The organism is Cupriavidus sp. H18C1 (assembly GCF_049311595.1).
Lineage (GTDB): Bacteria > Pseudomonadota > Gammaproteobacteria > Burkholderiales > Burkholderiaceae > Cupriavidus > Cupriavidus cauae.
In genome coordinates this window covers 2,718,358-2,744,827 of record NZ_CP186008.1, presented here as the reverse complement: position 1 = coordinate 2,744,827, position 26,470 = coordinate 2,718,358, and the positions used below count along the sequence as shown (strand labels likewise).

Sequence of the window (26,470 nt, the reverse complement as noted above, 5' to 3'; positions counted from 1 at the left end):
GTGACGGAGAAATTGAGGATTTCCGGACTAGTGCAGGTTAGGCTGTCGCCGGTTTCCGTATTACAAGACCGCCGAAACATGTTGAGCGGACAACGCATGACATTCAAGAGGAGAGCCATCTTGGAAGGACAAATAACTTTGTCGCCCGACCAGATCATTCCAAGCGAACCGCGCGCTGGGAGTCTGCCGTGGAAGTTCTGAGTTCCAGGACCAATGGTGACTGGTTGGCTATGCGTCCACCGCCCCCATCTGCCGTCCTTGGCCCCGAGGCGGGCGCCGATGTGCCTATCGCTGAAGACCCTGCAATGGCGGAAGCGAAGCGCGCTCTCTCAGACGTAATGCGGTGTGACAACCTCATCGTGCTTGCTGGCCTGGGCACATCTCTTTGTGTGCAGCCGGCCGCCGTCGGCGGACCGAAGCCACCGACCATGGGAGACCTGTGGCACCAGATCAGCGGGCTGCAGGATGCCACGGCAGCAGCAACCAATCCGAACGGGCCGAACTTCCAGCAGCTTCTCTCTTTGGTCGGGCACCCTCCTGATAAGACCGACATCGAGGCGCTGATGTCTCGATGCCGTCTGGCGGAGTCTTTTCTCACCGGGGCGCTGAAGGACGAGGTGACAAAATTCGTTGGCCGTGCAGAGGCGCATATCATTGCCGCCACGAACTTCGTGGTGCCCAACCACCCTTTGCCGGTACATGCTGAGTTCCTGCGACGTGCAGCACGCCGCCCTCAGCGCAAGTCACGAATGAAGGTGTTTTACCACCAACTACGACCGTTGCTATGAGGAAGCCGGACGGCAAGGCCGCTACGTCGTGGTTGATGGCTTTTCGCACACGGTCCCACCGACCTTTGATGCGATTCACTTCAGCTACGAGACAGTTCGACGCCATGGCGACGGCGATTCGTTTGACCCGATTCCAAACTGCTTTCACCTGTACAAGCTCCACGGGTCTGTCGATTGGCAGCGGCATGAACCGTCAGGCGAAATCACAAAGTGGATGACAGGCGGCAAGCCAGTGCTCATCTACCCCCGTAACTCAAAGTACGAGTTGGCATTCGAGCAGCCCTATCTCGAGATGATTGGTGCGTTTCAATTGGCAGTACGCCAGCCGGATACTGGACTGCTCGTCGTGGGATTTGGCTTCAATGACAACCATTTGGCTGAGCCCATTATGTCCGCCATCCGGTCTAATTTGTCCATGAAGATTGTAGTGGTGAGCCCGAACCTGGCTCCTTGGAATAGCGGTGAGAATCAAGGGCCAGGCGAATGCCTGTCCAACAAGTATTTGGGCCGGTTAAAGAGCTTGGCGAGCGCCGGCGACGCGCGACTCACACTCCTTAACTGCGGCTTTGAAGAGATGGTGCAGTTCGCGCCCGACATTGCGGCCGAAACCGATCTTGAGCGTCACGTGGCCCGCCTACGCAGCATCGGTGCCGCATGACCGGCCTCGTCGTTTCTCCGTTCGATAGGCAGCGATACGTCGGATCGGTTTGCACGGTCCGTCCCGCGTCAGTCGAGGTAAATCTGCCATTTGCGCCGCGCCCCGGGAGCTCGCACATAGCAGGCTACCCGCTTCAGCGCGGCCAGGTCGGGGAATTCGTCATTATTGAAGGCGAGGAACACGCAGTGCTTGGTCGCCTCGTCGAAACCAAACTACCCGAGCGCGACCGCCTTACCGTGGAGCCGACGCATGAGCGGGAAGAGCGACCGAACCCAATCGGCATCGTTCAGCTTCTGACCGCGGTGAACCTCGAGACCGGCAGTCCGGTGAGAGGCGTACCTATCTCGCCACGCATCGGGCAACATGTCTTCTCGGCGCATCCTTTGGTTGTCAAGCAGGTCGTCGAGGCGGGCACAACGCCGGAAGCTAGACGAGTAAATCTCGCCACATTCCCGCACTTCCGGGATACCTTAGTATCGCTAACGCCGGGCCAACTTTTCGGGCGGCACTGCGCCGTGCTTGGTGCCACTGGTGGCGGAAAAAGTTGGACCGTCGCCCTGCTTGTCGAGGAGATCGCTCGCCTCGGTGGCAAAGCAATCCTGTTTGATGCGACAGGAGAGTTTCAGACGCAAGCGGGTCCTGGCGTCACACATGTGCACCTCGGTGGCCGCAAGGTCAATGAAAACGACCCACGGCGCTTTCTCAGTTTTCCGTACTGGGTGTTGACTGAGTCTGATCTTTTTTGTGCTTTTGCGGCCGAGTCCGGGTGTCCAAGCACCTAAGCTGAAAGAAGCATTGCGGAGCCTTAAAATCGCGCAGTTGGCTCCAGAACTGGCAGTGAACGGCTTGATCCGCAAATCGGGCACTCCACGGCAACCATTTGAGGCGGCTTGCGTCCAACATGGTCTAGCACTTAGGCGTCCGGGCACCTTCTTCGATATAGCACAGCTTTCTAGCCAGATATGGGAGGAGTGCGTTTATCCTTCTGGGTTCAACACTCAAGCAACCAATTGGGGCGGGGCAAATGCGAACGAACAATCCGCCTGCGCAACGCTCATGTCCCGCATTGAGAGTGAACTGGCCTCACCGAGCCTAGAATGCCTGTTTTCGCCGGCTGGCTTGGAGCCTCTGCCGGATGTCATTGAAGCCTTTCTAGCTGATCCCACCCAGCGAGTCCTTCGCATCAGCTTAGAGTTCCTTTCTTTCGAGCACAATGCGCGAGAAGTAGTTGCGAACGCGGTCGGGCGCTATCTCCTCGGGCTTGCGCGCCAGGGGGAGATTTCTGGGGATGCCGGTCGTAACGCTTCTCGATGAGGCTCACCAGTTTCTGGACAAATCAGTCGGCGATGAATTCTCGAAGACGGATCTAGACGCATTCGGATTGATCGCCAAGGAAGGCCGGAAGTACTCGCTAACATGCGTGCTCGCCACGCAAAGGCCCCGAGACATCCCAGAGGATGTGCTGAGTCAGATGGGTATGTTTATTGTGCACAGGTTAATTAACGAGCGGGACCGCAATGTAGTGGAAAAGGCCTGTGGGGATTTGGATGCATCTGCTGCGGCATTTCTGCCAACGCTTGGCCAAGGTGAAGCCATGGTGGTCGGGGTGAGCTCACCGATGTCTCTGCCCGTCGCGATCAACAGGCCAGCGCGCCCGCCTTCGTCCAGATCGGCGGACTTTGAGAGTCTATGGGGCTAGCGTGCGTTTGGACTTGCAAACAGCGGCAGTGGCAGTGGCAGTGGCAGTGGCAGTGGCAGTGGCACATCTGCGAAGTATGAACAAATATCCAACAACTTAATGCAGCCCTTGCACACCGTTCTTCTTCTGACACTGTACAGAAGTGGCGGTACATTACGGGTACAGGGACCAGTTTTCCGGAACTGAGTTTGGAATACGCCAACCTACTGGACCACACTAATTAAACGTATTTCAACTCACCTCCAACTTCCCTCCATGTCCCTATACAGATATTTTAATCACTAACTCGACATCCCGCACCAAGGCGTGTTGGTTCGAGTCCGCCACGGGACCACACGTCCTTCCCCTTTCCGAAGCAAAACACGGAAGACCATATGGCCCCGTAGAGGCCTCCCTCTGCGGGGTCGATTCTTGCGCTGACCGTGGAGTTCCCCAAAATTTGCATGATGCCGGCGTTAATCATGACGGCCACTCCCCTTCTCGCCCCATGTTCAGAAGGTGAACTCCTTTTGTAGTTGCCATCCCTCCGCGGCAAAACCGGCCTTGCTCTTGTGTTAGACAGCTTAGTACGACTCCACGCCGAGCATAGGCACAAGGAAGTTCGAAAGGTCGTCGGGTCATCTCAACCGGACCGTGACTATTGGTCTTTGATGGCGTTTCGGTCTTACACCAACCCGTAGGGTAGGAAACGCTAGCGATGTATGGCAAATTGCCTAGAAAGACGCTTTCACCTCAGCATACATGGACAGCGCACGCGACAAACAAACAGCCAAGATCGTCGAAGCGGAGCAGCTATGGTTGCTCGATCACGTTGACCATGAGCGATACACATGCGTTGGGTGCGCAGCGAAGGCCACGCCATGCGCCTATGGCCCCGAAAATAAGGTGCGACCATACTTTGCGGCAAAGAGCGGTCATGAGGACGGCTGCGATGTAATTGGCAAGGAGAAACTGGTTGCTCGTGCCAGGAAAGGGCGCGTGACCGATCCAATTAAAGGGTTTCCCGCGCCCTATCCCTCCCGGCTGGTCTTGCGGGTCACGCGCCAAGTCGTGGATGACAGCCAAACTGGAGTAGATCAAGGACGAATGTCTGGACCTAGCGGGGCGCGCGATGGCGGCGGGTCATCGCAGAGCCCTAGGCGCCATACGGCTAGCACCATTCGGCCGATTTGCCGCACGTTCCTCGACTTTCCATACGACCGTGATTTACCACTGGAGGTCCCGGGCGTCGAAGAACAGACTTTTCTTACGATCTTCAAGAAGCTCAAGAACGACGCTCTGGTGACTTATCCGGACGCACGCATCTTCTATGCCTCGCTTCGGTGGAGTAAGCCTTTAGAAACTGACGATTTTATGGAAATCGCCCTCGACGGGGGAATCGTGAACCTTCGGGCCGGTTGATTACCGGGCAGGGCTACCGATTGCAGGTCAATTGGAGTGACTGGAGCGGACGCAAACGAAATGCCTTGCGACGAGAGCTTGAAGCGGCGCGCGAAGAGGCCGTTAAACTGAGCAAGAATGGATCGCGTGCGAAAAGCTGGGTATTTTTTTTAAGCAAACAACACTCTCTTGACGCAACTCTATTCCGAATATCAGACCACCGGCTGATCTGCTGTCTAGCCGGAGAAATTATCTATCCCGATCTGCGCACGTCTAAGGTTTGACAGGCGCTTGCAGCGAGGGATGGTGGCGCCCTCAGTATTTTGTGGCGCCGATTGGGTGAACTACGCCGCGCTGCCGGGCTTCGAGCTGGGCTGCCAAGCCCACCAACCTGAGGCGATGAACAGCAGCGGTCCGAACACTGTGCCTTGACGACCAACTTAAGCGCCTTCAAGCCCGCAATCGACTGCCCAAGATCTGCATGAGACATGCTTGCAGGATGCGAGGGATAGAAGCGTTAACCGAGAAGTGTAAAACGAATTCCACCGGCCTTCTTGAACCGCATACGTGGCTGCTGACCGCACCACCTCGCCACTCCAAGAATGGAAAACACGTATGACAATGGAGCAGAGCATATATCTTGAAGCCGTGGAACACATCCTGTCGGCGATCTACGCAAGCGGCGACCGACGATTAAGCTCATTTCTCTACGGTAAGCCAGGCGCTCCCGATTGGAGTAAAAGAATCCGGGCTGATATCTTTATTCGACGCAAAGACTACATTCGGGCGCTACTATTCATTAGGCAGAATGGGGCGTCCTATCTTCGGGCAATCTCGATCGCTAAGCTTTGGTCACTCGTCACCTCTTTTATCACGGAGAATTTCTGGTACATCAGCCAAGGAGAGTTTCCCCTACGCCATGATCTCTCTTATGCAAAACAAGTTTCGACTGAAGGCAAAATCGCGCTGGCGGGAGTGCTAAAGATCTCAGCGATGTTCGAACCAAGATCCGAGCTTAACGTGTATCCATTGCTACCTGTCCGTGTGGCAGAGAATTTTCAAGGCAAGCACTTTTTTCTGCTCAATGCGCCTGATCTTCTGTTGAGCCAATGTCTCCCCCTGGAAGAACGATAGCGATTTTGATCCATGCCAGTTTCCGCCAGTGAAGGACTGGGATGGTCGTAAGCGGACGACCACGAGTTGGCTTGGCATCAGGTCCCCGTTGCCACAGGTCGCTCAGAAGTTGGCTTCCGCAATTTTAGGCGCGGTGGCGCTCACTCCTCCGCCGCACGAGCGTTATCTATTCTCTGGGCGGAGCATGTTCGGCGGTCGATGCATTATTTCGCAGTCTGGCGACTACACAGTCGCTGGCGACGACGCTTCCCATACCCCTCCCGTGATGCACGACATCACGCTGACTAAGGACGACCACGGGTGGCTAGCAACTCTTGACGCACTGCTCGATTCAAGCGACTGGCAATCGCGCTCACAGCTTCGCGCTCTCGAGTATTTTTATCGCGCTTGGTTTCTTGACCCGCGCGAGCGATTTCCGATCCTTTGCATGTCACTGGAATCACTGGTAGGTGCCAGTCGCGGCCATACCACGGCTCTTGTCAATTACGTCAAGAGTACAATCGACGCATCGATAAATGACGACCGACTGCGATTGCTGATGCGTGTGAGAGGCGCGGTTATCCACGGCGCAGCTCCGGACGTGTACGATTCCCAACACTACGAGGATTATTATGTAACGTACGAGGCCGACCCTATACGTGATCTTGAATTAATTGTCGCGAAATGTTTGCGACAGACAATTTTTGGCGCGTCGCACAAATACCATGCGGATCCAAACGCTGAACTGCTTGTGAGCTTGCAGCGGAAAAGATTGCCCCCACGGTTTGATCAGGGCTGCATTATCACAGAGGATGTCTAAACATCTCTAGGACGGCGCGGCGTCGAGCGCCGTCTGTCTCAGGCTTTTCCATCTTACGAGGCCGCGCCGCGACGCAAGGGTTGACCCCAATGGAACCCCCTCCGCCCAAATTTGTATGATGACCTTATTACCTGATAAGGCATCCCACCAACCAACGCATGTTCGACAAGGTTTCCGCCCCCGCGATGAGCGATACGGTCGCTCAGCAACTGCTCAAGCAGATCGAGATCGGTAGCTTTGCGGCCACCGGCAAGCTGCCCACCGAAGCCGTGCTGGCGCAGCAGTTCGGCGTCAGCCGCACGGTGATTCGCGAGGCGATCTCCCGGCTCAAGAACGAAGGCGTGGTCGAGCCGCGCCAGGGCAGCGGCGTGTTCGTCAAGGAGCATGGCGCGATCCGGCCGCTGCGGATCGACTACGCCGAGGCGGTCGAGGCGAGCTCGATGCCGCATTTGCTGGCGGTGCGCCGGGCCATCGAGGCGGAGGTGGCGGCGGAGGCCGCGCGGCGCTGCACGGATCGGGATATCGCCGAGATCGACGCGGCGCTGGCCAACATCGACGAGGCAGTAGCCGCCGGGCGCGATGGCGTGGCCGAGGATGTCGCCTTCCACCGCAAGATCGCCGCGGTGACCGGCAACCCCTATTTCATCAAGACACTGAATTTCCTGAACCAGTACCTCGAGGCCGGCGTCGCAGTGACCCGCCGCAACGAGGCGACACGCGACGATTTCTCGCGCCAGGTGCGCGAGGAACACGCCGCCATCGTCGACGCGATCCGCGCACGCGACCCCATGGCGGCGCGCAATGCCGCCCTCACCCACCTGTACAACGCCGAGCGCCGGCTGTCGCAAGCCGGCATCTGCTGAGCGGCCGTAGCGGCGGCACGCGCCAACCAGGAACAGATCATGTCACGACATATTGGAGTCATCGGCCTCGGTGCCATGGGCCTCGGCGTTGCGCGCTCGCTGCTGCGCGCCGGCTTTCGCGTCCACGCCTTGCGACGTGCGCGACGATGTGCTGCGCGCGTTCGCCGCCGAAGGCGGCATCGCCTGCGCCACGCCGGCCGAACTGGGCGCGCAGTGCGACGTGGTGGTGACGCTGGTGGTCAATGCCGCGCAGACCGAAACGGTATTGTTCGGCGAGCGCGGCGCGGCGGCCCGCATGAAGCCCGGCAGCGTGGTGATCGCCAGCGCCACGGTGGCCCCGGACTTCGCCGTGCAACTGGGCGAGCGCCTGGAAGCGGCTGGACTGCTGATGCTTGACGCCCCGGTGTCGGGCGGTGCGGCACGCGCGGCGTCGGCCGAGATGACGATGATGACGTCGGGACCGGCGGCCGCCTACGCCGCCTGCGAGGATGTGCTCGCGGCCATGGCCGGCAAGGTCTATCGCCTCGGCGAGCAGTACGGTGCCGGCTCCAAGGTCAAGATCATCAATCAGTTGCTGGCCGGCGTGCACATCGCGGCCGCCGCCGAGGCGATGGCCCTCGGTCTGCGCGAGGGCGTCGATCCCGACGCGTTGTACGACGTGATCACCCATAGCGCCGGCAACTCGTGGATGTTCGAGAACCGCGTGCCGCATATCCTCAATGGCGACTACACGCCGCTGTCGGCGGTCGACATCTTCGTCAAGGATCTGGGCCTCGTGCTTGATACCGCGCGCCGCAGCAAGTTTCCCCTGCCGCTGTCGGCCACCGCTCACCAGATGTTCATGAGCGCGTCCAGCGCCGGCCACGGGGGCGAGGACGACTCCGCGGTGATCAAGACCTTCCCCGGCATCACGCTGCCGCCCGCACGCTGACGACAGCCACGCTGAACGCCTCCTGTCACCCGTAGCCGCTGCCCGCTCTCCCCCGTTTGCCCATGTCCCAGTCCAACTCGCCTCGCCCGCTTCCGGGCCCGCTTCTTGGTTGCATCGCCGACGACTTCACCGGCGCCACCGACCTGGCCAACATGCTGGTCAAGAGCGGCATGCGCACGGTGCAGACCATCGGCGTGCCGCCGTCCGCCGCGCCGCTGCAGGCGGATGCCATCGTGGTCGCGCTCAAATCGCGCACCATCGCCGCGGCGGACGCCATTGCGCAATCGCTGGACGCGCTCGCCTGGCTGCGCGAACAGGGTTGCCGCCAGTTCTTCTTCAAGTACTGCTCGACCTTCGATTCGACCGATGCCGGCAACATCGGCCCGGTGGCGGAGGCACTGCTCGATGCGCTGGGCGAACAGCCCGGGTTCTCGATCGCCTGTCCGGCCTTTCCCGAGAACGGCCGCACCGTCTTTCGCGGCCACCTGTTCGTCGGCGATGCGCTGCTCAACGAGTCGGGCATGCAGAACCACCCGCTGACGCCGATGCGCGATGCCAACCTGGTGCGCGTGCTGCAACGGCAAACCCGCGGCAAGGTCGGCCTGATCCGCTACGACACGATCGCCGCCGGCCCGGCCGCGGGGCGCGAGGCGATCGGGCAGCTGCGCGCCGATGGCGTACGGCTGGCGATCGCGGACGCGCTGTCCGACGGCGACCTGCATGTCCTGGGCGAGGCCTGCGCCGACCTGCCGCTGGTAACGGGGGGCTCGGGGATCGCGCTCGGCCTGCCGGGCAACTTCCGCCGCGCAGGTCTGTTGGCCGAACGCACCGATGCCGCGCAATTGCCGCGCATCGAGGGCTACGCTGCCGTGCTGGCGGGCAGCGCATCGCAGGCCACCAATGCGCAGGTCGCGGCGTGGCGCGGGGAGGCCGCGAACGCCAATTCCGATACGAACTCGTCAGAGAAGGCCCGCCCGAGTTTCCGCATCGATCCGCTCGCGGTGGCACGCGGCGAAGCGGTCGTCGAGCAGGCCTTGGCGTTTGCTCGCTCGCATCTGCCCGAGCCGGTACTGATCTATGCCACCGCCACGCCCGATGAAGTCCGCCAAGTTCAGCAGGCGCTCGGCGTGACCGAGGCCGGCCAACTGGTGGAGGCGACGCTTGCCGCCATCGCACGCGGTCTGCGGGAGATGGGTGTGCGCAAGTTCGTCGTCGCCGGCGGCGAGACGTCGGGCGCCGTCGTGCAGGCGCTCGAGGTCAAATCGCTGCAGATCGGTGCACAGATCGATCCCGGCGTGCCGGCCACCGCCACCATCGATACCGAGCCCTTGGGGCTGGCGCTGAAGTCGGGGGAATTTCGGCGCGGTGGACTTCTTTGCCAAGGCGCTGCGCCAGCTGGAAGGAGGCGCGCGATGAGCGAGGAAGCCCGACTGCGCGAGGAAATCTGCACGATTGGCGCCAGCCTGTATGCGCGCGGGCATGCGGTGGGCAGCGCCGGCAATATCAGCGCCCGGCTCGATGACGGCTGGCTGATCACGCCCACCGATGCCTGCCTGGGCCGCCTGGACCCGGCGCGCATCGCCAAGGTCGATACGAACGGACGTCATGTGTCCGGCGACAGGCCATCGAAGACGCTGGCCCTGCATCGTGGCATCTACGCCAACGACCCGGGCGCGCGCGGCGTGGTCCATACCCACTCCACGCATCTGGTCGCGCTGACGCTGGCCGGCGTCTGGAGCGATGACGACGTGCTGCCGCCGATCACGCCCTACTACGTGATGAAGGTCGGCCATATCCCGCTGCTGCGCTATCGGCGCCCCGGCGACCCCGAGGTGGCCGCGCAGGTCGCCGCGCTGGCCGCCCGCGTGCGTGGCGTACTGCTGGACCGGCTCGGCCCCGTGATGTGGGGCCCGTCTGTTTCGCAGGCGTCCTGGGCGCTCGAAGAACTCGAGGAAACCGCGCGCCTGTGGTTGATGACCGATCCCAAGCCGGCGCCGCTCGACGCCGCGGCCCTCGAAGAACTACGCCAGACCTTCGGCGCCCGCTGGTAGCGCGCGCCAGCCCGCGGTGTGCACGGGCTTTCGTCACGCACACCGGAGCCGGCGCGACAGCCGGCCCGACACCATCCAAAGGAGACAATCCATGACAGCCTACGACGCGGCAGCGGCCGCCTACGTCGACGCACCCGGCAAAGCCGAACTCGACCTGACCTACCGCAAGGTGTTCTGGCGCATCGTGCCCTTCCTGATGCTGTGCTACGTGGTGGCCTATCTGGACCGCGTCAACGTCGGCTTCGCCAAGCTGCAGATGTCGCAGGATCTGGCGTTCAGCGAGACGGTGTTCGGCCTGGGCGCCGGCATCTTCTTCCTCGGCTACTTCCTGTTCGAACTGCCCAGCAACATGCTGATGCACCGCCTCGGCGCGCGCATCTGGATCGCCCGCATCATGATCACCTGGGGCATCCTGTCGGCCATGTTCGCCTTCGTCACGACGCCGACGCAGTTCTACGTGCTGCGCTTCCTGTTGGGGCTGGCGGAGGCGGGCTTCTATCCCGGCGTGATCCTGTATCTGACGTACTGGTTTCCGTCGCACCGCCGCGCCAAGATCATCGCGGTGTTCATGTCAGCGATTCCGGTATCGGGCATCTTCGGCAATCCGCTGTCCGGCTGGATCATGGAGAGCTTCCACGGCGGCGCCGGGTTCCACGGCTGGCAGTGGATGTTCGTGCTGGAGGCGGTGCCGGCGGTGCTGATCGGCATCGCGACGATCCTCTATCTCGACAACAACATCCGCAGCGCCAAATGGCTGACCGAGCGCGAGAAGCAACTGCTGGCCGACGAGATCGCCGCGCAGCCGCAGGAGCAGCAAAAAGAACGCGCATTCGCTGCGCGCGGTATTTCGCGACCCGCGCATGTGGTGGATGTCGCTGATCTACTTCGCCTTCGTGTCGGGACAGTACGGCCTGACCTTCTGGATGCCGACCTTCGTCAAATCGACGGGCATCAAGGGCACGCTGGAAATCGGGCTGCTCAGCGCGATCCCGTTCGTGGTAGCGATCGTCGCGATGAACCTGTTCGGCCACAGCGCGGACAAGCGCCGGGAGCGGCGCTGGCACCTGATCGTACCGGCGCTGATGGGCACCGTCGGCTTCACCATCGCGGCTTCCGCCTCGGGCAACACCATGCTGTCCATCGTGGCGCTGTCCGTGGCCGCCGCCGGCGTGCTGACCTGCGCCCCGCTGTTCTGGTCGCTGCCGACGGCGTTCCTCGCCGGCAGCGCCGCCGCGGCCGGCATCGCCATCATCAATTCGATCGGCAATCTGGCCGGCTTCGCCAGCCCCTATCTGATCGGCTATCTGCGCGACGCCACCAACAGCACGGCCAGCGGCATGTATGTGCTGGCCGGTATGCTGGTGCTTGGCGCGGTTGCCGTGTGGCTGACGCCGGCCAGGCTGGTCAACCGCTGACAGAAACGCGGCGCGCCCGCGCCGCCCTTTCCAACCCTTTACGACTTGCTGCCATGCCACGCTTTGCCGCCAACCTCTCGATGATGTACAACGAGCACGCGTTCCTGGACCGCTTCGCCGCGGCCGCGAACGATGGCTTCCGCGCCGTCGAATACCTGTTCCCTTACGACTTTCCCGCGGGCGAACTGAAGTCGCGGCTCGATGCCAATGGCCTGCAACAGGCGCTGTTCAATGCGCCGCCGGGCGACTGGGCCGCCGGCGAACGCGGCATCGCGTCGCTGCCGGGACGGGAGGACGAATTCCGGCGCAGCATCGATACGGCCCTCGACTACGCGCGCGTGCTCGGCAACGACAAGCTGCACGTGATGGCGGGTCTTGCGGCGCCGGGCGTGCCGCGCGAGCAACAGCGCGCCGTCTATCTGCGCAACCTGGAGTACGCGGCCCGCGCGGCGCAACGCGACGGCATCACGGTGCTGATCGAGCCGATCAACACGCGCGACATTCCCGGCTTCTTCCTGAACCGCCAGGACGACGCGCAAGCGATCTGCCGCGAGATCGGCGCGTCCAACCTGAAGGTGCAGTTCGACTGCTACCACTGCCAGATCGTCGAAGGCGATGTGGCGACCAAGCTGCGGCGCGACATCGCCGGCATCGGGCATATCCAGATCGCCGGCGTGCCCGAGCGGCACGAGCCGGATATCGGCGAACTGAACTATCCCTATCTGTTCGAGACGATCGACGCGCTCGGCTATCGGGGCTGGATCGGCTGCGAATATCGCCCCAAGGCGGGTACCACCGACGGGCTTGGCTGGCTGCGCGCGTGGCTGCAGCGGTAGCCCCTTCGGCAACCGAGGGCAACCGAGGCCACCGAGGCAATCCAGGGCAGTGGCGCATTCGTCCGGCGCTGCCCCATTCATCGCGATTTCAACGAGGCAACCGATCATGAAAGTCCTGATCACCGGCGGCGCCGGATTCCTGGGCCAGCGCCTGGCCAAACAGCTGCTGTCGCGCGGCCAGCTGACCGGCCCCGACGGCAAGGCGGCTCCCATCACGGAACTGGTGCTGGTCGATGTCGTGCAAGGCAACGATTTCGCAGACAAGCGCGTCACCACGCTGGTCGGCGATATCGCCGATGCCGCCCTGCTCGAACGCGCAATCGACCGCGATACCGCCGTGGTGTTCCATCTGGCCGCCATTGTCAGCGGCCAGGCCGAGGCCGATTTCGATCTCGGTATGCGCATCAATCTCGACGCCTCGCGCATGCTGCTGGAAGTGTGCCGGGCGCGGGGCCATCGGCCGCGCGTCGTCTTCACCAGTTCGGTGGCCGTCTACGGCGGCACGCTGCCCGAGGTGGTGCGCGACGATACCGCGCTCAATCCGCAATCGTCCTATGGCACGCAAAAGGCGATCGCAGAATTGATGCTGGCCGATTACAGCCGGCGCGGCTTTGTCGACGGCGTCGTGCTGCGGCTGCCAACCATCAGCGTGCGTCCCGGCCGGCCCAATGCCGCCGCCTCGTCGTTTGCCAGCGGCATCATTCGCGAACCGCTGAACGGCGAGGAGGCAATCTGCCCGGTGCCGGGCGACACGCGCCTGTGGCTGCTGTCGCCGCGCCGCGCCATCGAGGCGCTGATTGCAGGCAGCGAGCTGCCCGGCGAACGCCTGGGCAACCGGCGCATCGTCAATCTGCCGGGCGTTTCCGTAACCGTGGACGAAATGATCGACGCCCTGCGGGAAGTCGCCGGCGACGAGGCCGCCAACCGCGTCCTCCGCGAGCCCGACAGCCGCGTGCAGCAGATCGTCGGCAGCTGGCCGGGCCGCTGGGACACGACGCGCGCCGAGCAACTGGGGCTGCGCGGCGACGCGAGCTTCGTCGATGTCGTGCGGGCCTATATCGAGGATGAGTTGCGCTAAGGCGGGTTGCGACAAGGCGAGTTGCGCTACGCCGAAGTTGCGCTAGGGCGAACGCGCCGCGTTCCGCCGCTCCCGAAACGTGATCGACCAGCGCAATTCCCTGGTCGGCTCGACGCTGTGCTGCCACCGCCAACGGGCATCCCCCCTCCAGCCGATAGATCGACCTGGGTTGCACTTCAAGCGCAAGCATCTGCCGCCGTAGCGACGGGCTGTAGGGATAAGGGCGAAAGCGCAGCCGCGCGGCGCCGCCCAGCGAGACGCCGACAACGCGCTCGAAGTCCGGCACGTCGCGGTGCCAGCCCAGCGGCGTGCCTGGCGCGTACTCCGCCACCAGGGCATGCACCAGCCGCTCGGGCGGCACGCCGGCCCATTGCGCCACGCGCTCGCGCAGCGGCAGCAGCCGCTCGTCCAGGGCCTGTGCCGGCCGCAATTGGTTGCTGTCAAAGTCGTAACTGCCGCCGAAGCTCACCACGCGGCGCAGCGCCAGGTAGCCCTTGTACCTTGCGGCTTCGAGCGGGAGCGTCCGGATGATGCCGATGAGGGACGCCTCTTCATCGCGGGACAGGAATTCGGGCTGGTAGACGAGCCCCCGGAATCGAGGCCGGCGCGGCGTCGCCCTCGAACAAGCTGAACTGTTCCATCGCGTTCCCTGGCGTAGCATTGCACCTGGCCAGTCTACGCCGACGACGCCGTCGGGCAACCATGCATCCCGTCCCGAGCGCGCCATTGCCGATCTGACCGACATCAAGGCATCTCGCTCTCCAACGCGCGCATCCGCGCCTGTATCGTCGCGGACAGCGCCATCAATGGCCCGGCCAGGTCGGCCTCGACGGTCTCCATGTCCTGTTGCGTCGATACGCTGACGTTCAGGACATGGACGCCGTAGCCATTGATCTGCAGCGGCGTCGCCATGGCAACCACCTGCGGCTGCCATGACGCCACGCAGTAGCCCTTCTCGCGCACCGAAACGACGGCCGCCTCGATTTCCCGGCACAGGCGGCTCCAGCCGCGGCCCCGGTGTTTTTCGGCCATCGCCAGCAGCATCGTCTGGAACGCGTCGGGTGCCAGCGTCGCGAGGTAGGCCCGTCCCAGCGAGGTCAATGCCATCGGGATGCGCTGCCCGCTGACCACCGTTCGCAGCGACTGCCGCCGGTTGTAGCGGAACGACTCGAGATAGACCATCTCGTCGCCGTCGGCGGCGGCCAGGCCGACATTGATCTTGTGCCGCACTGCCGCCTCCACCATCACCGGCGTCGCGACCTTGAGGATCTGCGAGCCGTCGCGCATGGCGTGGGCCATGCTGAGCACCGACACGCCGAGCCGATAGGCGCGCAAGCGCGGGACGTATTCGAGCATGCCGGTCTCGATCAGAGATTGCGTCAGCCGGCTGACGGTCGATCGGGACAGCCCGGTTCGCTCGGCGATCTCGCCGTTGCCGAGCATCGACGAGCCGGCGCGGAACGCGCGCAGCACGGCGATGCCGCGTTCGAGCGAGCGATTGGGTGTTGCCTTGCCCTGGCCTGGCTTGATCCGTTCCATGCCGACAGTGTATTCGGCAGGAGCGTGCTCCATGGCGGATCGGCTCGTTCGCATGCAGGAGGGGACCGCGCCATCGATGGCTGCAAAGGGGCGGCCCCCCTTGCCTCATTCCCGCTTGCCCCCGCCGGCCAATATCGCTACCCCATCGACCGCCACGACGCCCTGACCCTGCGGCAAGACGAACACTGGGTTGATCTCGGCCTCCACCAGCCTGTCGCCGAGCGTGACTACCATCCGCGAGAAGGCGACGATGGTATCGGCCAGCGCTTCCACGTCCGCCACCGGACGGCCGCGATAGCCTTGCAGCAGCGGCGCGGTCTTCAGCCGCTGGATCATCTCGAATGCGGCCTGCCGCGTCAGCCCCTGGCCGGGTGGCAACAGGCGCAGCGTCGTATCGCTGAACAGCTCCGCGGCAACGCCGCCCATGCCCAGCAGGATGGCGGTACCCAGCTCGTCGCGGTGCATGCCGAGGATAACCTCGACGCCGCCCCTGACCATTTCCTGCACCAGGTAACGCTCGGGCGCGATGCCCGTCGCGGACTGGACCGCCGCCGCCATCGTTGCCAGCCGTCCCGCGACCTCCGCAGGCGAAACGTTGACCGCCACGCCACCGATATCGCTCTTGTGCGCGATCTCGGCCGACAGCACCTTCAGCACGACATTGCCGCCGAAGTCCCGCGCGGCGGCGCTCGCCTCCTCGCCGTTCCCGACGATGACCTCCTTCGCCACCGGGATGCCAAAGCGCGCGAACAAGGCCTTGGCCGCGGCTTCGTCCAGCGAACCCGTAGCGACCGTACCGAGGTCAGGCAACGGCAGCGCCGGCGTGCCCTCGTCGGCGTCCGTCGCGGTCCTGCCCGCCCGCCACATGGCGTCGAGCGCCACGGTGCATGCCTCCGGCGCGGTGAAGGCCGGCACGCCGCGGCGGTTGAGCAGCGATCCCACTTCCGGCGCATGCGGGCTGACGAAGGCGATCACCGGCTTGTCGCTGTCCGGAAGGCAGTCGCGGATCGCATTGGCCATCAGGTCCGGCATCGCCAGGCCCGACGAGCCGACGATCACCGATACCGCGTCATAGCTCGGACTATCGAGCAGGATGCGGATCGCGGCGCGCAGCAAGTCCGGCTGCAAACCCGCCAGCGTCACGTCGATCGGATTGCGGTCGAGCGCCGCATGGTCGCCCTTCTGCAACGCGCGCAGCTTCGCCGCGGTGTCCTCGTCCGGTGCGGGCGTCTCGAAGCCGGCCAGTCCCAGGCTGTCGGAGACCAGGGTGCCGGCACCACCGGTCGAGGTCAGGATGGCGATGCGCTTGCCGCGCAGCTTGCGCCCGGCCGCCAGCGCCGCGGGCATGTCGAGCAGGTCCGAGAAGTTCTGCGCGCGGATCACGCCGACCTGCTCGAACAGCGCGTCGTACATCCGGTCCGCGCCGGCGAGCGCGCCGGTGTGCGACACGGCGGCCCGTGCCCCGCTCTCCGAGCGCCCGATCTTGAACGCGACCACCGGCTTGCCGGCGCGCATCGCCTTCAACGCGGCACGGCGGAAGGTTTCCGGATTGCGCACGCTCTCCACATACAGCGCGATCACGCGGGTGGCCTCGTCGTCGGCCAGGTAGTCGATGAAGTCGGCGAGGTCCAGGTCCACCTCGTTGCTGGTGGAGATCAGCTTGCTGAGCCCGATGCCGCGTGCCGCGGCGCGCGACAGCAAGGCACCGAGGATGCCGCCGCTTTGCGACACCACCCCGATGCTGCCCGCCGGAAACTGGTCCATCTCGAGCGCGCCGCTGGCCGACAGCGGAATATTGTCGGTCAGGTTGACCAGCCCGATGGTGTTCGGCCCGAGCAGGCGCATGCTGCCGGCCGCCTCGATCAGCTCGGCCTGGCGTCGTGCGCCTTCCGCGCCGGTCTCGGTATAGCCGCTCGCCAGCACGATGGCCGCGCCGGCACCGCGGGCGGCCAACTCCCGCACCGCCACGTGGGCGCGCTCGGCGCCGAGCAGCACGATGCCGACGTCCGGCACCTCCGGCAGCGAGGCGATATCGGGATAGCAGCGCAGCCCGTCGATCGAATCGACCTTGGGGTTGACCGGGTAGATCGCGCCGCTGAAGCCGTGCTTGCGCAGGTAGGACACGGGACGGCCGGCGGTCTTGGCGGGGTCCGCCGAAGCGCCGATCACGGCGACGCTGCGCGGCGTGACCAGTCGTTGGATGGCGTTCATGGTGTCAGGCCTGGCTGGTCTTGTTGAGGAAGGCCAGCACGGACTCGCGATGCGCGGTGCTGGTGTAGCAGATGCCTTGCGCCTGGCTGCCTTGCGCGAACACCTGGTCGGCCGGCAGCTCGAACGACTGGTTCATGATGCTCTTGCCCAGCGCGATGGCGGTGGCCGAGCCCTGGCTCAGTTCCGCGGCCCAGCGCAGTGCATCGTCGAGCAGCGCTTCCGGCGTGCTGAGGCGGTCGGCGATGCCGAGCGCCTTGGCTTCCTGCGCCGGCACCTTGCGGCCGGTGAATACCAGCTCCTTTGCCATCGACAGGCCGACGCGGCGCGGCAGGAAATACATGCCGCCGCCATCGGGAATCAGGCCGCGGTGGATATACGACCAGGAGAACGACGCCGCTTCCGACGCGAGCACGAAATCGCAGCACAGCGCGGTGTCGGCGCCGAGGCCGGCCGCGGCGCCGTTGACCGCCGCAATGGTGGGCTTGGGCATCGTATGCAGCAGCTTGACGGTATGGTGCACGCGCTGCTGGCGGCTCCACCCGTTGAACGCCACCTCGCCCTGCGGCGCTTCCATGCGGCGCTGCATGCCGGCCACGTCGCCGCCGGCGCAGAAGCCCTTGCCATTGCCGGTCAGCACCAGCGCGCGGATCGCCTTGTCCGACGCCACACGTTCGAGCGCATCGATGAACTCCGTGCGCATGTCGTCGCTGATGGCGTTGCGCTTGTCGGGACGGTTGAAGGCGAGCAGCGCGATGCCCGATTCGATCTTCAGTTCGATCAGGGAATAGTGGTCCATGTCTTGATCCGTTGCGGTGTATTGGATGGGTTCTGTCGTCGGCGCCGCGCTCAGTCGACGGTGATGTTGGCTTCCTTGATGACCTTGCTCCACCGCTCGCTCTCGCCCTTCACGTAGCGGCCGAACTCTTCCGGCGTGCCGCCACCGACGGCCAGGCCTTCCTGCTCGGCCCGCTTGCGGAACGCTTCGGTCTGCACGGCCTTCTTCGCCGCCGCGTTCAGTCGCGCGATCACGGCCGGCGGCGTACCGGCCGGCGCAAACAGGCCATACCAGCTGTCGGCCACGTAATTGGGCACGCCGCCCTCGGCGATGGTCGGCACCTTGCTCAGCGCCGGCGCCTGGGAACGCTGCGCGGTCGTGACCGCCACCGCGCGCAACTTGCCGCTCTCCAGATGCGGCGCGACGGCAGCCGCGGTGGCGAACATCGCGTCCACCTGCCCGCCCAGCAGGTCGGTAATGGCAGGGCCGGCGCCGCGATACGGCACATGGGTGATGTCGACCTTGGCCAGCTTCTTGAAGAGTTCGCCCGCCAGATGGGCCGAGGTGCCCGGGCCTTGCGACGCGTAGTTGAGCTTGCCCGGCCGCGCCTTGGCCGCTGCGATCAGGTCCTGCACGGTCTTGATGGGGCTCTCCGGCTTGACGACCAGGACATTGGGCGAGCGCCCCCACCAGCATGACCGGCGAGAACGCCTTGTCGGTATCGAACGGCAGCTTCTTGTGCAGGCTCGGATTGACGGCGTGGGCCATGGTGGCCATCACCAGCGTGTAGCCGTCAGGCGCGCTCTTGGCGACCAGGTCGGTCCCGATGATCGTGCCGCCGCCCGGCTTGTTGTCGACCAGCACGGGTTGGCCGAGATCCTCGCCCATGGTGACGCCCATCGCGCGCGCGATCAGGTCCGTTCCGCCGCCCGGGGCAAACGGCACGACCAGGCGGATCGGCTTGTCGGGGAAGGCGGCCAGCGCGGGCAGCGGCGCGGCAACGGCCACCAGCAACGGCATGGCGGCCCTGGCGAGCCGGCGGGCGAATGGAGTGAAAATCGGGCCGAAAATCGGGGTGCGGATCGATGGCATCAAGCGTCTCCTGAAAATCCTTGAAGCGCCGCCGCCTGTTCACCTGCCGGCGAGGCGCGCCTTGTTTGTGGGAGACAGCTTAGGCCTTGTCCGCTCGGCACACAGCCCCCTATTTCCACTGCATGGAAATGCCGGAAAATGCAGCCGAGGCCGGATCACACGGACGAAAAAAGCCCGGCAGCGCGAAGCACGCTGCCGGGCACGATGCGCTGTGCGGCCGGTCCCGGGATGCCGCCCGCCGGCGGCCCTCAGAACTGATATTTGACGCCCGCGACGAACTGCCTGCCCAGGCCGGGAATCACCGCGAGATTGCCCCACGATGCGGGGTAGTACTCCTTGTCGAACACGTTGTGGATGTCGAAGAAGACGCGCGTCTTGCGGTCGATCTGCCAGTACGACACCAGCTTGACCGTGGCATAGGCGGGCAGCGAATACGTGTCGGTGGCATTGCCCGAGCGCGAGCCCACGTAGACGATGCCGGTGCCGACGCCGTAGCGGCCGCCGAACCGTGGCATCGCATCTTCGCGGATCGCCAGCAGACTGGCGCTGACCTTCGGGATATTGGTCACGCGCGTGCCGGGCGCGATGGCATTGTCTTCGGTGACCTTGGCGTTCGTCAGCGTGAAGCTGGCGCTGACACGCCAATGCTGGTCGAGCTGGCCGAAGGCGTCCGCCTCGAAGCCGCGGCTGGTGACCTCGCCGGCCGCGACGCTGAAGTTCGGATTGGTCGGGCTGCGGGTCAGCACATTGCTCTTGCGGATGTCGAAGACCGCCAGCGTCGCGCCCAGCTTCGCATCGGCCGATTGCCATTTGACGCCCGCCTCCAGCGCGCGTCCGCTCTGCGGATCGAAGGGATTGCCGGCCTGGTCCACGCCGCTGTTGGGCCGGAACGACTTGCCCCACGAGGCATAGAGCGAGGTCTGGGCAGTGGGCAGCCACGTCACGCCCAGGCGCGGCGACACGGCATGTTGGTCCTGGCTGGTGGACCGGCCGGTGATCAGGTTGTCCAGGCTCTGGTGATAGCTGTCGAAGCGCACGCCGGCCAGCACCTTCCATTGCTCGCTCAGCGAAATCTCGTCCTGGACGAAGGCGCCCACGTTGCGCTGGTTTTCGCGCGTGGACGTCGTCATCACCAGCGGCGGCTTGGGCTGGCCGTAGACCGGCTGGTAGATGTCGATCGCATAGGGGTTGGTCGCGAGCGTCGAGTAGGCGATGTCCATGCCCATGTGCAGGCGCGACGCGTCGACGCCGAACAGCATGCGGTGTCCCAGACCGCCGGTGTCGAAGTTGCCTTCGACTTCGGCCTGCATCGAAGTGTCGCGCGACGGCAGCGTGCGCCAGCTGTGTCGACGGGTCAGCGTGCGGCCGTCGGGCAGCACACTGCCGAGATCGGCGGCATAGCCTTCGAAGCCCGACTCCTTGTAGCTCGCCCCGATGCGGGTACGCCAGCCCGGCGCCAGTTCGCGGTCCAGCGTCAGCTGATGCGTATCGCTCGACAGATGCAGGTTCGGATCGTTGGGCTCGCCCAGATAGCGGTTGCGCGGCAGGTCGATCCTGCCGTTGACGTTGACCAGGCCGCGGTCCAGCGGCGTGCGCACGCGCATGAACTCGCCTTCGTACTGCAGCAGCGTCTTGTCGTCCAGCGCCCATGCCAGCGCCGGCGCGACAAGGTACTTGTTGTTGTCGATCAGCGAACTGCGGCTCGCGCCGTCCTCGCCCATGACGTTCAGCCGGTAGGCCAGCTTGTCGGTGATCGGACCGGTGCTGTCGACCGCGGCACGCCGAAAACCGAGCGTGCCGACGCTGAGCTCGGCGCTCGTCGCCGGGGTAAATCTCGGCTTCTTGGTCACGATATTGATCGTGCCGCCCGGCTCGCTGCTGCCGTAGACGGCGGCGGCCGGGCCCTTGAGAAATTCGAAGCGCTCGACCGTGGCGGTATCGCGCATCGGGTTATAGCCGCGCGAGCCAGGGAAACCATTGACCAGGTATCCCATGTCCGTGCTGCTGAAGCCGCGGATCGCATAGTTGTCCCAGGTGCCGCCGAAATCGTTCAGGCGCGAAACTCCGCTGACATAGTCGACCGTATCGGCGAGGCGCGTGGCGCCGAGATCGTCGATCAGTTCGGTGGTGACCACGCGAACGGACTGCGGTATTTCCCGCAACGGCGTGTCGGTACGCGTCGCGCCGCGGCTCTCGGTCGGCACGTAGCCGCCGCCGGCATTCGCGCTGACGCGGACTTCGGGAAGATCGGCGGGGGTTTCGTTGTTGGGGGTCTCGGCGTGGGCTATACCGAGCCCGAGCCCGAACCCGGACAGGACAGCCAGCGTGACCGGCCAGGCGAAGCGGCGGGTCGACAGGATGATGGACATCGAAGGAACGAAAAGTCGGCGGAAAACCGGCAATGATAACCGGAATCGCGAACGATTCGCATTTCGATTAACCTTCGCCCAGGGGCGGGATGTGGACGAATCGCGAAACGGGGTCAGCGTAAGCGTCCTTGACATTTAAACCATCGTCCATCAAACCTTCCCTCAGGGACCACAACGGAACGACCTGACTCGGTCGGGGACCTTCCGGCAAATCGACAAACGGTCTCTACAGTGGCGGGGAGGACCAATGCGTGCGCTGCTGATTGTGGAAAATCCCACGCGACAAACGGCGCTCGCCGATTGGCTGCGGCATCACCGCGATGTCGAACTGGTTTCCTGCATCGGTTTTTCCGAGCTTGAAACGCTGTGCAGCGAGGTGGCCGAGCATGGGGCACAACTGCTGATCATGGCGAAGGCCTCTTCGTACGAGCTTGCCATGGCGCAATGGGAAAAGGCCTGGCACTGCGCGCGCGAATTGCCGATCGTGCTGTTGCCGTGCCTGGAGCAAATCGATGGAAACGCCGCCGACCACTGGCAGGCTGCGTTCCAGCATGCCGTTCGCGTGATATCCGCGGGGATTCGTCCCATGCCACAGCCATCGGCGTTGGGCGACGCGTTCGCCGACGCAGAGGAGGAAGCGCGCAAGCTCGACCTGACGCTGCGTCAATACCAGATCCTGGTGTTGCTTTCGATGGGGCACCAGCAAAAGGTCATCAGCCGCATGCTGGACATCTCGCTTGCGACAGTCAAAAGCCATTCGGGGCAGCTCTACCAGCGCCTGGGCGCGCGCAACAAGGCGGAAGCCATCTATGCCGCGCGCCAGCGCGGGGCGCAACTGGCGTGGCCCGATGTGCAAGCACCGGACAAGCCGGCCTGACGCGAGCGTGGCCGCGCGTCGATGCGGTCAATCGAGACGGCGGCACATGCAGTACGTTCTTGCGCTGAAGCGCCGGTGGAACTCCTTGGCGATCCGGATCTCCTCCGGCAATTGCTCCGGAGAACTGAGCGAAAAGCCGTATCGCGCAAAGAAGCTCGGATGCCTGGTCGTAAACAGGGCCGCGGATTTGCAGCCGTTGGCGCGGGCGCGCATCAGCACGGCGCCGACCAGATGCGTGGCAATCCGCTGATCGCGATATTCGGGAAGAACGGCGACTGCGCGGATGACGACCGTTTCGCCATGAACCTCGCCGCATACGCAGCCGATCGGCTGTTTGCCAAGCACGGCGAGGTGATACAGATGGGTCGATGCTTCGGCTACCTTGTACTTCAAACTGCAGATATCGAGCACCTCCAGGACTGCTGCCAAATCGACCGCCTTGGCGGCTCGAATTCTCACGCCCCTGATCATTCCTTGCACTCCGCTACGGGGACGCGTCTCGATGCTGCATCGATGATGCCGAGACGATGCAGCCGTGCATCCCGTCGGGCAAGGATGGCGCAATTGGCGGCGCCTAACCACTATCCATAGGAATACTTGATTTTCTCGGCGAGCCGCTTAGAGTCGGAATGGGCGAGAGGAAAATCGCAAGGCCATCAAGACCATCGAGACAGGAAGGATGCCGCGCAATATCCGGTCGGATCGACGCGGCCATTCCCATTCCAATTCGATGCCGACCGCTGCCGCTATTTCTTGCCGTTCCCCGCGAACGCCGCGGTAATGCCGAGCCCGATCAGCAGCGTGCCGCCCACATAGCGCTCGAACGTCAGATAGCCGCGGCTATGCCGCAGCCAGCGGCCCGCCGCGCTCGCGGCAAACGCATAGCACGCATCGCTGACCAGACCAAGCAGCGTGAACAGCAATCCCAGGAACACGATCTGCATCGCCACGTGGCCGCGGCCGACGTCGACGAATTGCGGCAGGAAGGCCAGGAAAAACAGCGCGGTCTTCGGATTGAGCAGATTGACGATAAAGCCGTCGCGGAACAGCCGCGCGTAGCGGCGCTGCTGCGGTACGGCATCGACGGCGACGGGCGCCGGCCGGCCGAAGATCTTCTTCAGCCCGAGCCAGATCAGATAGGCGGCACCGGCATACTTCAGGATGCTGAACGCCACGGCCGACGAGGCAAGCAATGCAGACAGGCCCAGCGCGGCGGCCAGCACGTGCACCAGCGTGGCCGTATGGATGCCCAGATCCGATACCAGTCCGGCCTTGCGGCCCTGCTCCACCGATTGCGCAATGATGTACAGCACCGCGGGGCCCGGAATCACCAACAACACGAGCGCCGCGCTGACGAACAGAATCAGATTGCCTGTACTGGGGATGACGAATTCCATGGCTCGGTCTCCTGGTGGCGAGCATCGCTGGGAAGAAGAACCGTTACTCTACAGCAGGACCGAAATCGGGGCCGGTCATGCGCTGCAGCATGCTTTACCTTGTCGCGCCCAGGCGTTCCAATGGCGCGGTACGCGGCGAATTGCCTATCGGCAAAGACATTCTTTCCATCATCGATATTTAATCTTGTTTGCCGGTCGAGGATAATCCTCAAAGAATCGCCGCTGTCCTCCCGTCCCGGGATTTCCACCGACCCTGCGTCACCGTTCAGAAGTGGGAACCCAATTTTCTGCCGAGGTATGTCTTGTCAAACGTCGCCCCAGCCGCATTGAGCGATTCCGTCGCCGAACTCTCCGAACGCGAGCAGCGCGGCAACATCCTGCGGCTGACCGTCGCCCAGGCACTGGCCGGTGCGAATTCCGTCGTGGTCTATGCGACCGGCGCGATCGTCGGCGACATGCTGGCCCCGGACAAGACGCTGGCCACGCTGCCCATCTCGATCTTCGTCGTCGGCATGGCGGCGTGCATCCTGCCGACGGGCGCCATCGCGCGCCGTTACGGCAGGCGCGCCTCCTTCCTGGCCGGCACCGGCTGCGGCGTGCTGGTCGGCCTGCTGGCCGCCGCCGCGGTCGTGTGGAGCTCGTTCTGGCTGTTCTGCCTGGCGACGTTCTTCGGCGGCGCCTATGCGGCGGTGGTGCTATCGTTCCGCTTCGCCGCGGCCGACGGCGTCTCGCCGGCGCTGCGTCCGCGCGCGCTCTCGTTCGTGATGGGAGGCGGCGTCGTCGCCGGGGTCGTCGGCCCGCAACTGGTCACGCACACCATGCATCTGTGGCCGCCGCACATGTTCGCGGCGACCTTCGTCATGCAGGCCGTCGTCGCACTGGTGTCGGCGCTGGTGCTGTGGGGCGTGCGATTGCCGATGCCGACGGCGGCGGAGGTCGCCAGGGGGCGGCCGCTGTCGACGATCGCGCGCCAGCCGCTGTTCGTGACCGCGGTCATGTGCGGGGCCGTGACCTACATGCTGATGAATTTCCTGATGACGGCGGCGCCGCTGGCGATGCATCTGTGCGGGCATTCGCAGGAGAACGCCAACCTCGGCCTGCAGTGGCACGTCATCGCGATGTATGCGCCCAGCTTCTTCACGGGACGGCTGATTACCCGCTTCGGCGCGCAGCGCGTCGTCTCGGCCGGCCTGCTGCTGACCGGGATCTCCGCGGCGATCGGCCTGACCGGCATCGACGTGGCCCACTTCTGGCTGACCTTGATCCTGCTGGGGCTCGGCTGGAACTTCGGCTTCGTTGGCGCCTCGGCGCTGGTGCTGGAGTGCCACCGGCCCGAGGAGAAGACCAAGGTCCAGTCCCTGAACGATTTCATCGTGTTCGGCACGATGGCGATCGGCTCGTTTGCCTCTGGGGGGCTATTGGCGGCGTATGACTGGGATACCGTGCTGTGGGTATCGTTCGTGCCGCTGGCCCTCGCCGTCGCGGCGCTGATCGTGATGGCCGTCCAGTTCAGGCGCACCGCCTAGCGTGGCGGCATGGGCGATCAGTCATGCCTTGACGCTGCCGTCGATCGTTCGCGCGATGGCCTGGCTGACCTCGCTCACCCATTCGCTGACGTCGGCCCGACATTCGTGCCAGGCTTCGTCGGCGACATGACCGCGATACGCGTCGCGCGCCGTCGCCAATAACGCGCGCCGCTCCGGCGGCAGACGCGGCAGCAGCCAGTCTGCCGCGACGTCCTTGGGCACGATGTTGCCCGTGGCCAGCGTGACCGACATGCGGGCCAGCGTCAGCATGACGTTGCGCTCGTCGCCGCGGACGTTCGCCACCAGCCCGGGCAGGCTGTCCGCCATCGCGCGCCGGATATCGGCGTGGGGAATCGCGGGGAGAAATTCGGCAAGCCCGGGCCCGATCAATGCGCGGTGGCTCTGCAAGGCCGTGGCCAGCATCAGCGTCAGATCGGGATCGATGGTCGGCGCCGGCACCGCGCCCGCCTCGAAATCGTCGCGCAGCCATTCGCCGTAGATGAAGTCGCTCCGTGCCGGGTGGCGCCACGGGGCGATGTCGCCGAGCACGACGACCGTGACCTCTGCATTGCGGGCCGGCCCCCGTCCCGCGCGCGCGCCGGAGACCTCCATCAACGCGGCGACCAGTTGCTCGCGGCTCTGCCGGGACATCGTTCGATGCGTCAGCACCAGCAGGTCGACATCGCTGTCCGGCCGCAGCCCGCCCGCAATGGCGGAGCCGAACAGGTACGCGCCGGCGATGTCGTCGCCCAGCGCGCGGACCACGACATCGAGAATGTGCTGGACTTCGATCAGGACGGGCTCGTTCGCAAGCGGTGGCATGGTGCAGTGTCGTCGTTGGGGCGTCGGGTCGTTGGGTCGTTGGGTCGTCGGGTCGTCGGGTCGTTCTGTCCAATGGCACCGCAATCCTAGCGCGGCGTCGGCGGGCCCGACTCCACCTGCGTCGCTCAACGCTGCAGCTCGGCGTACGAGCGCGGCATCCCTTGCGTCCGGCTCGATCGCCCTCCTGGCCGTGAGGATCCTCGCTAAAGCGGCTTAAAGAGCATAAATTG

21 protein-coding genes and 4 pseudogenes are annotated in these 26,470 nt (G+C 64.4%); 17 read left to right on the top strand and 8 right to left on the bottom strand.

Annotation, left to right across the window (positions count from 1 at the left end):
- The first annotated feature begins 305 nt into the window (after positions 1-305).
- From OJJOAM_RS12760 to denD, 15 genes and pseudogenes are all read left to right on the top strand, one after another.
- On the top strand, positions 306-788 hold the full coding sequence (locus tag OJJOAM_RS12760) for a hypothetical protein (protein WP_422648155.1): 483 nt from the start codon (positions 306-308) through the stop codon (positions 786-788).
- A gap of 28 nt (positions 789-816) precedes the next feature.
- The gene (locus tag OJJOAM_RS12755; protein ID WP_422648154.1) at positions 817-1,446 is read left to right on the top strand and encodes an SIR2 family protein; all 630 of its coding nucleotides are present in this window, start codon (positions 817-819) and stop codon (positions 1,444-1,446) included.
- Positions 1,443-2,228 (top strand): helicase HerA domain-containing protein, encoded by a 786-nt coding sequence (locus tag OJJOAM_RS12750; protein ID WP_422648153.1) that lies wholly within the window; start codon positions 1,443-1,445, stop codon positions 2,226-2,228. Before OJJOAM_RS12755 ends, OJJOAM_RS12750 begins: the two co-directional genes overlap by 4 nt.
- 506 nt (positions 2,229-2,734) lie before the next feature.
- On the top strand, positions 2,735-3,145 hold the full coding sequence (locus OJJOAM_RS12745) for an ATP-binding protein (RefSeq protein WP_422648152.1): 411 nt from the start codon (positions 2,735-2,737) through the stop codon (positions 3,143-3,145).
- A gap of 741 nt (positions 3,146-3,886) precedes the next feature.
- On the top strand, positions 3,887-4,546 hold the full coding sequence (locus tag OJJOAM_RS12740; protein ID WP_422648151.1) for a hypothetical protein: 660 nt from the start codon (positions 3,887-3,889) through the stop codon (positions 4,544-4,546).
- Between the two features lie 594 nt (positions 4,547-5,140).
- Positions 5,141-5,659, top strand: a complete 519-nt coding sequence (locus OJJOAM_RS12735; protein WP_422648150.1) for a hypothetical protein — start codon at positions 5,141-5,143, stop codon at positions 5,657-5,659.
- 109 nt (positions 5,660-5,768) lie between these two features.
- Positions 5,769-6,458 carry a hypothetical protein gene (locus OJJOAM_RS12730; protein ID WP_422648149.1) on the top strand — a complete coding sequence of 230 codons (690 nt, stop codon included), beginning with the start codon at positions 5,769-5,771 and terminating at the stop codon, positions 6,456-6,458.
- Between the two features lie 158 nt (positions 6,459-6,616).
- Entirely contained in the window at positions 6,617-7,321 is a 705-nt protein-coding gene (locus OJJOAM_RS12725) for a FadR/GntR family transcriptional regulator (protein ID WP_149316760.1), read from the top strand.
- Positions 7,322-7,360: 39 nt separating this feature from the next.
- A pseudogene (locus OJJOAM_RS12720) lies at positions 7,361-7,471 on the top strand (NAD(P)-binding domain-containing protein); the annotation flags it as partial.
- The gene (ltnD, locus tag OJJOAM_RS12715; RefSeq protein WP_422648148.1) at positions 7,458-8,252 is read left to right on the top strand and encodes an L-threonate dehydrogenase; all 795 of its coding nucleotides are present in this window, start codon (positions 7,458-7,460) and stop codon (positions 8,250-8,252) included. The pseudogene OJJOAM_RS12720 and the gene ltnD, both read left to right, overlap by 14 nt.
- A gap of 62 nt (positions 8,253-8,314) precedes the next feature.
- A pseudogene (gene otnK, locus OJJOAM_RS12710) lies at positions 8,315-9,668 on the top strand (3-oxo-tetronate kinase).
- Positions 9,665-10,303: an aldolase gene (locus OJJOAM_RS12705; protein WP_422648147.1), complete on the top strand. Its 639-nt coding sequence runs from the start codon at positions 9,665-9,667 to the stop codon at positions 10,301-10,303. Before otnK ends, OJJOAM_RS12705 begins: the two are co-directional and overlap by 4 nt.
- 91 nt (positions 10,304-10,394) lie before the next feature.
- Positions 10,395-11,718: pseudogene (locus tag OJJOAM_RS12700) on the top strand (MFS transporter).
- A 53-nt stretch (positions 11,719-11,771) separates the two neighbouring features.
- Positions 11,772-12,554 carry a 2-oxo-tetronate isomerase gene (gene otnI / locus OJJOAM_RS12695; RefSeq protein ID WP_422648146.1) on the top strand — a complete coding sequence of 261 codons (783 nt, stop codon included), beginning with the start codon at positions 11,772-11,774 and terminating at the stop codon, positions 12,552-12,554.
- Between the two features lie 106 nt (positions 12,555-12,660).
- Positions 12,661-13,632 carry a D-erythronate dehydrogenase gene (gene denD, locus OJJOAM_RS12690; RefSeq protein WP_422648145.1) on the top strand — a complete coding sequence of 324 codons (972 nt, stop codon included), beginning with the start codon at positions 12,661-12,663 and terminating at the stop codon, positions 13,630-13,632.
- A 744-nt stretch (positions 13,633-14,376) separates the two neighbouring features.
- On the opposite strand, the gene OJJOAM_RS12685 is transcribed toward denD, so the two are convergent.
- From OJJOAM_RS12685 to OJJOAM_RS12665, 5 genes and pseudogenes are all read right to left on the bottom strand, one after another.
- Entirely contained in the window at positions 14,377-15,204 is an 828-nt protein-coding gene (locus OJJOAM_RS12685; RefSeq protein ID WP_422648144.1) for an IclR family transcriptional regulator, read from the bottom strand.
- A gap of 72 nt (positions 15,205-15,276) precedes the next feature.
- Positions 15,277-17,382: an acetate--CoA ligase family protein gene (locus tag OJJOAM_RS12680; protein WP_422648143.1), complete on the bottom strand. Its 2,106-nt coding sequence runs from the start codon at positions 17,380-17,382 to the stop codon at positions 15,277-15,279.
- Between the two features lie 4 nt (positions 17,383-17,386).
- The gene (locus tag OJJOAM_RS12675; RefSeq protein ID WP_422648142.1) at positions 17,387-18,178 is read right to left on the bottom strand and encodes an enoyl-CoA hydratase/isomerase family protein; all 792 of its coding nucleotides are present in this window, start codon (positions 18,176-18,178) and stop codon (positions 17,387-17,389) included.
- 50 nt (positions 18,179-18,228) lie between these two features.
- Positions 18,229-19,177, bottom strand: a pseudogene (locus OJJOAM_RS12670) (tripartite tricarboxylate transporter substrate binding protein).
- Positions 19,178-19,497: 320 nt separating this feature from the next.
- On the bottom strand, positions 19,498-21,618 hold the full coding sequence (locus OJJOAM_RS12665; RefSeq protein ID WP_422648141.1) for a TonB-dependent siderophore receptor: 2,121 nt from the start codon (positions 21,616-21,618) through the stop codon (positions 19,498-19,500).
- 247 nt (positions 21,619-21,865) lie between these two features.
- Here OJJOAM_RS12665 and OJJOAM_RS12660 point away from each other — a divergent pair, with 247 nt between their 5' ends.
- Positions 21,866-22,495, top strand: coding sequence for a response regulator transcription factor (locus OJJOAM_RS12660; protein WP_422648140.1), 630 nt, complete (start codon positions 21,866-21,868; stop codon positions 22,493-22,495).
- Between the two features lie 27 nt (positions 22,496-22,522).
- Here OJJOAM_RS12660 and OJJOAM_RS12655 read toward each other — a convergent pair whose 3' ends face one another.
- Both OJJOAM_RS12655 and OJJOAM_RS12650 read right to left on the bottom strand, forming a co-directional pair.
- Entirely contained in the window at positions 22,523-22,966 is a 444-nt protein-coding gene (locus tag OJJOAM_RS12655; protein WP_422648139.1) for a GNAT family N-acetyltransferase, read from the bottom strand.
- 275 nt (positions 22,967-23,241) lie between these two features.
- Entirely contained in the window at positions 23,242-23,892 is a 651-nt protein-coding gene (locus OJJOAM_RS12650; protein ID WP_422648138.1) for a LysE family translocator, read from the bottom strand.
- A gap of 302 nt (positions 23,893-24,194) precedes the next feature.
- Here OJJOAM_RS12650 and OJJOAM_RS12645 point away from each other — a divergent pair, with 302 nt between their 5' ends.
- Positions 24,195-25,418, top strand: coding sequence for an MFS transporter (locus OJJOAM_RS12645; protein WP_422648137.1), 1,224 nt, complete (start codon positions 24,195-24,197; stop codon positions 25,416-25,418).
- A 21-nt stretch (positions 25,419-25,439) separates the two neighbouring features.
- Here OJJOAM_RS12645 and ant(3'')-Ib read toward each other — a convergent pair whose 3' ends face one another.
- A complete protein-coding gene (gene ant(3'')-Ib, locus OJJOAM_RS12640) occupies positions 25,440-26,240 on the bottom strand; it encodes an aminoglycoside nucleotidyltransferase ANT(3'')-Ib (protein ID WP_422649584.1) in 801 nt (266 codons plus the stop codon).
- Positions 26,241-26,470: the final 230 nt, after the last annotated feature.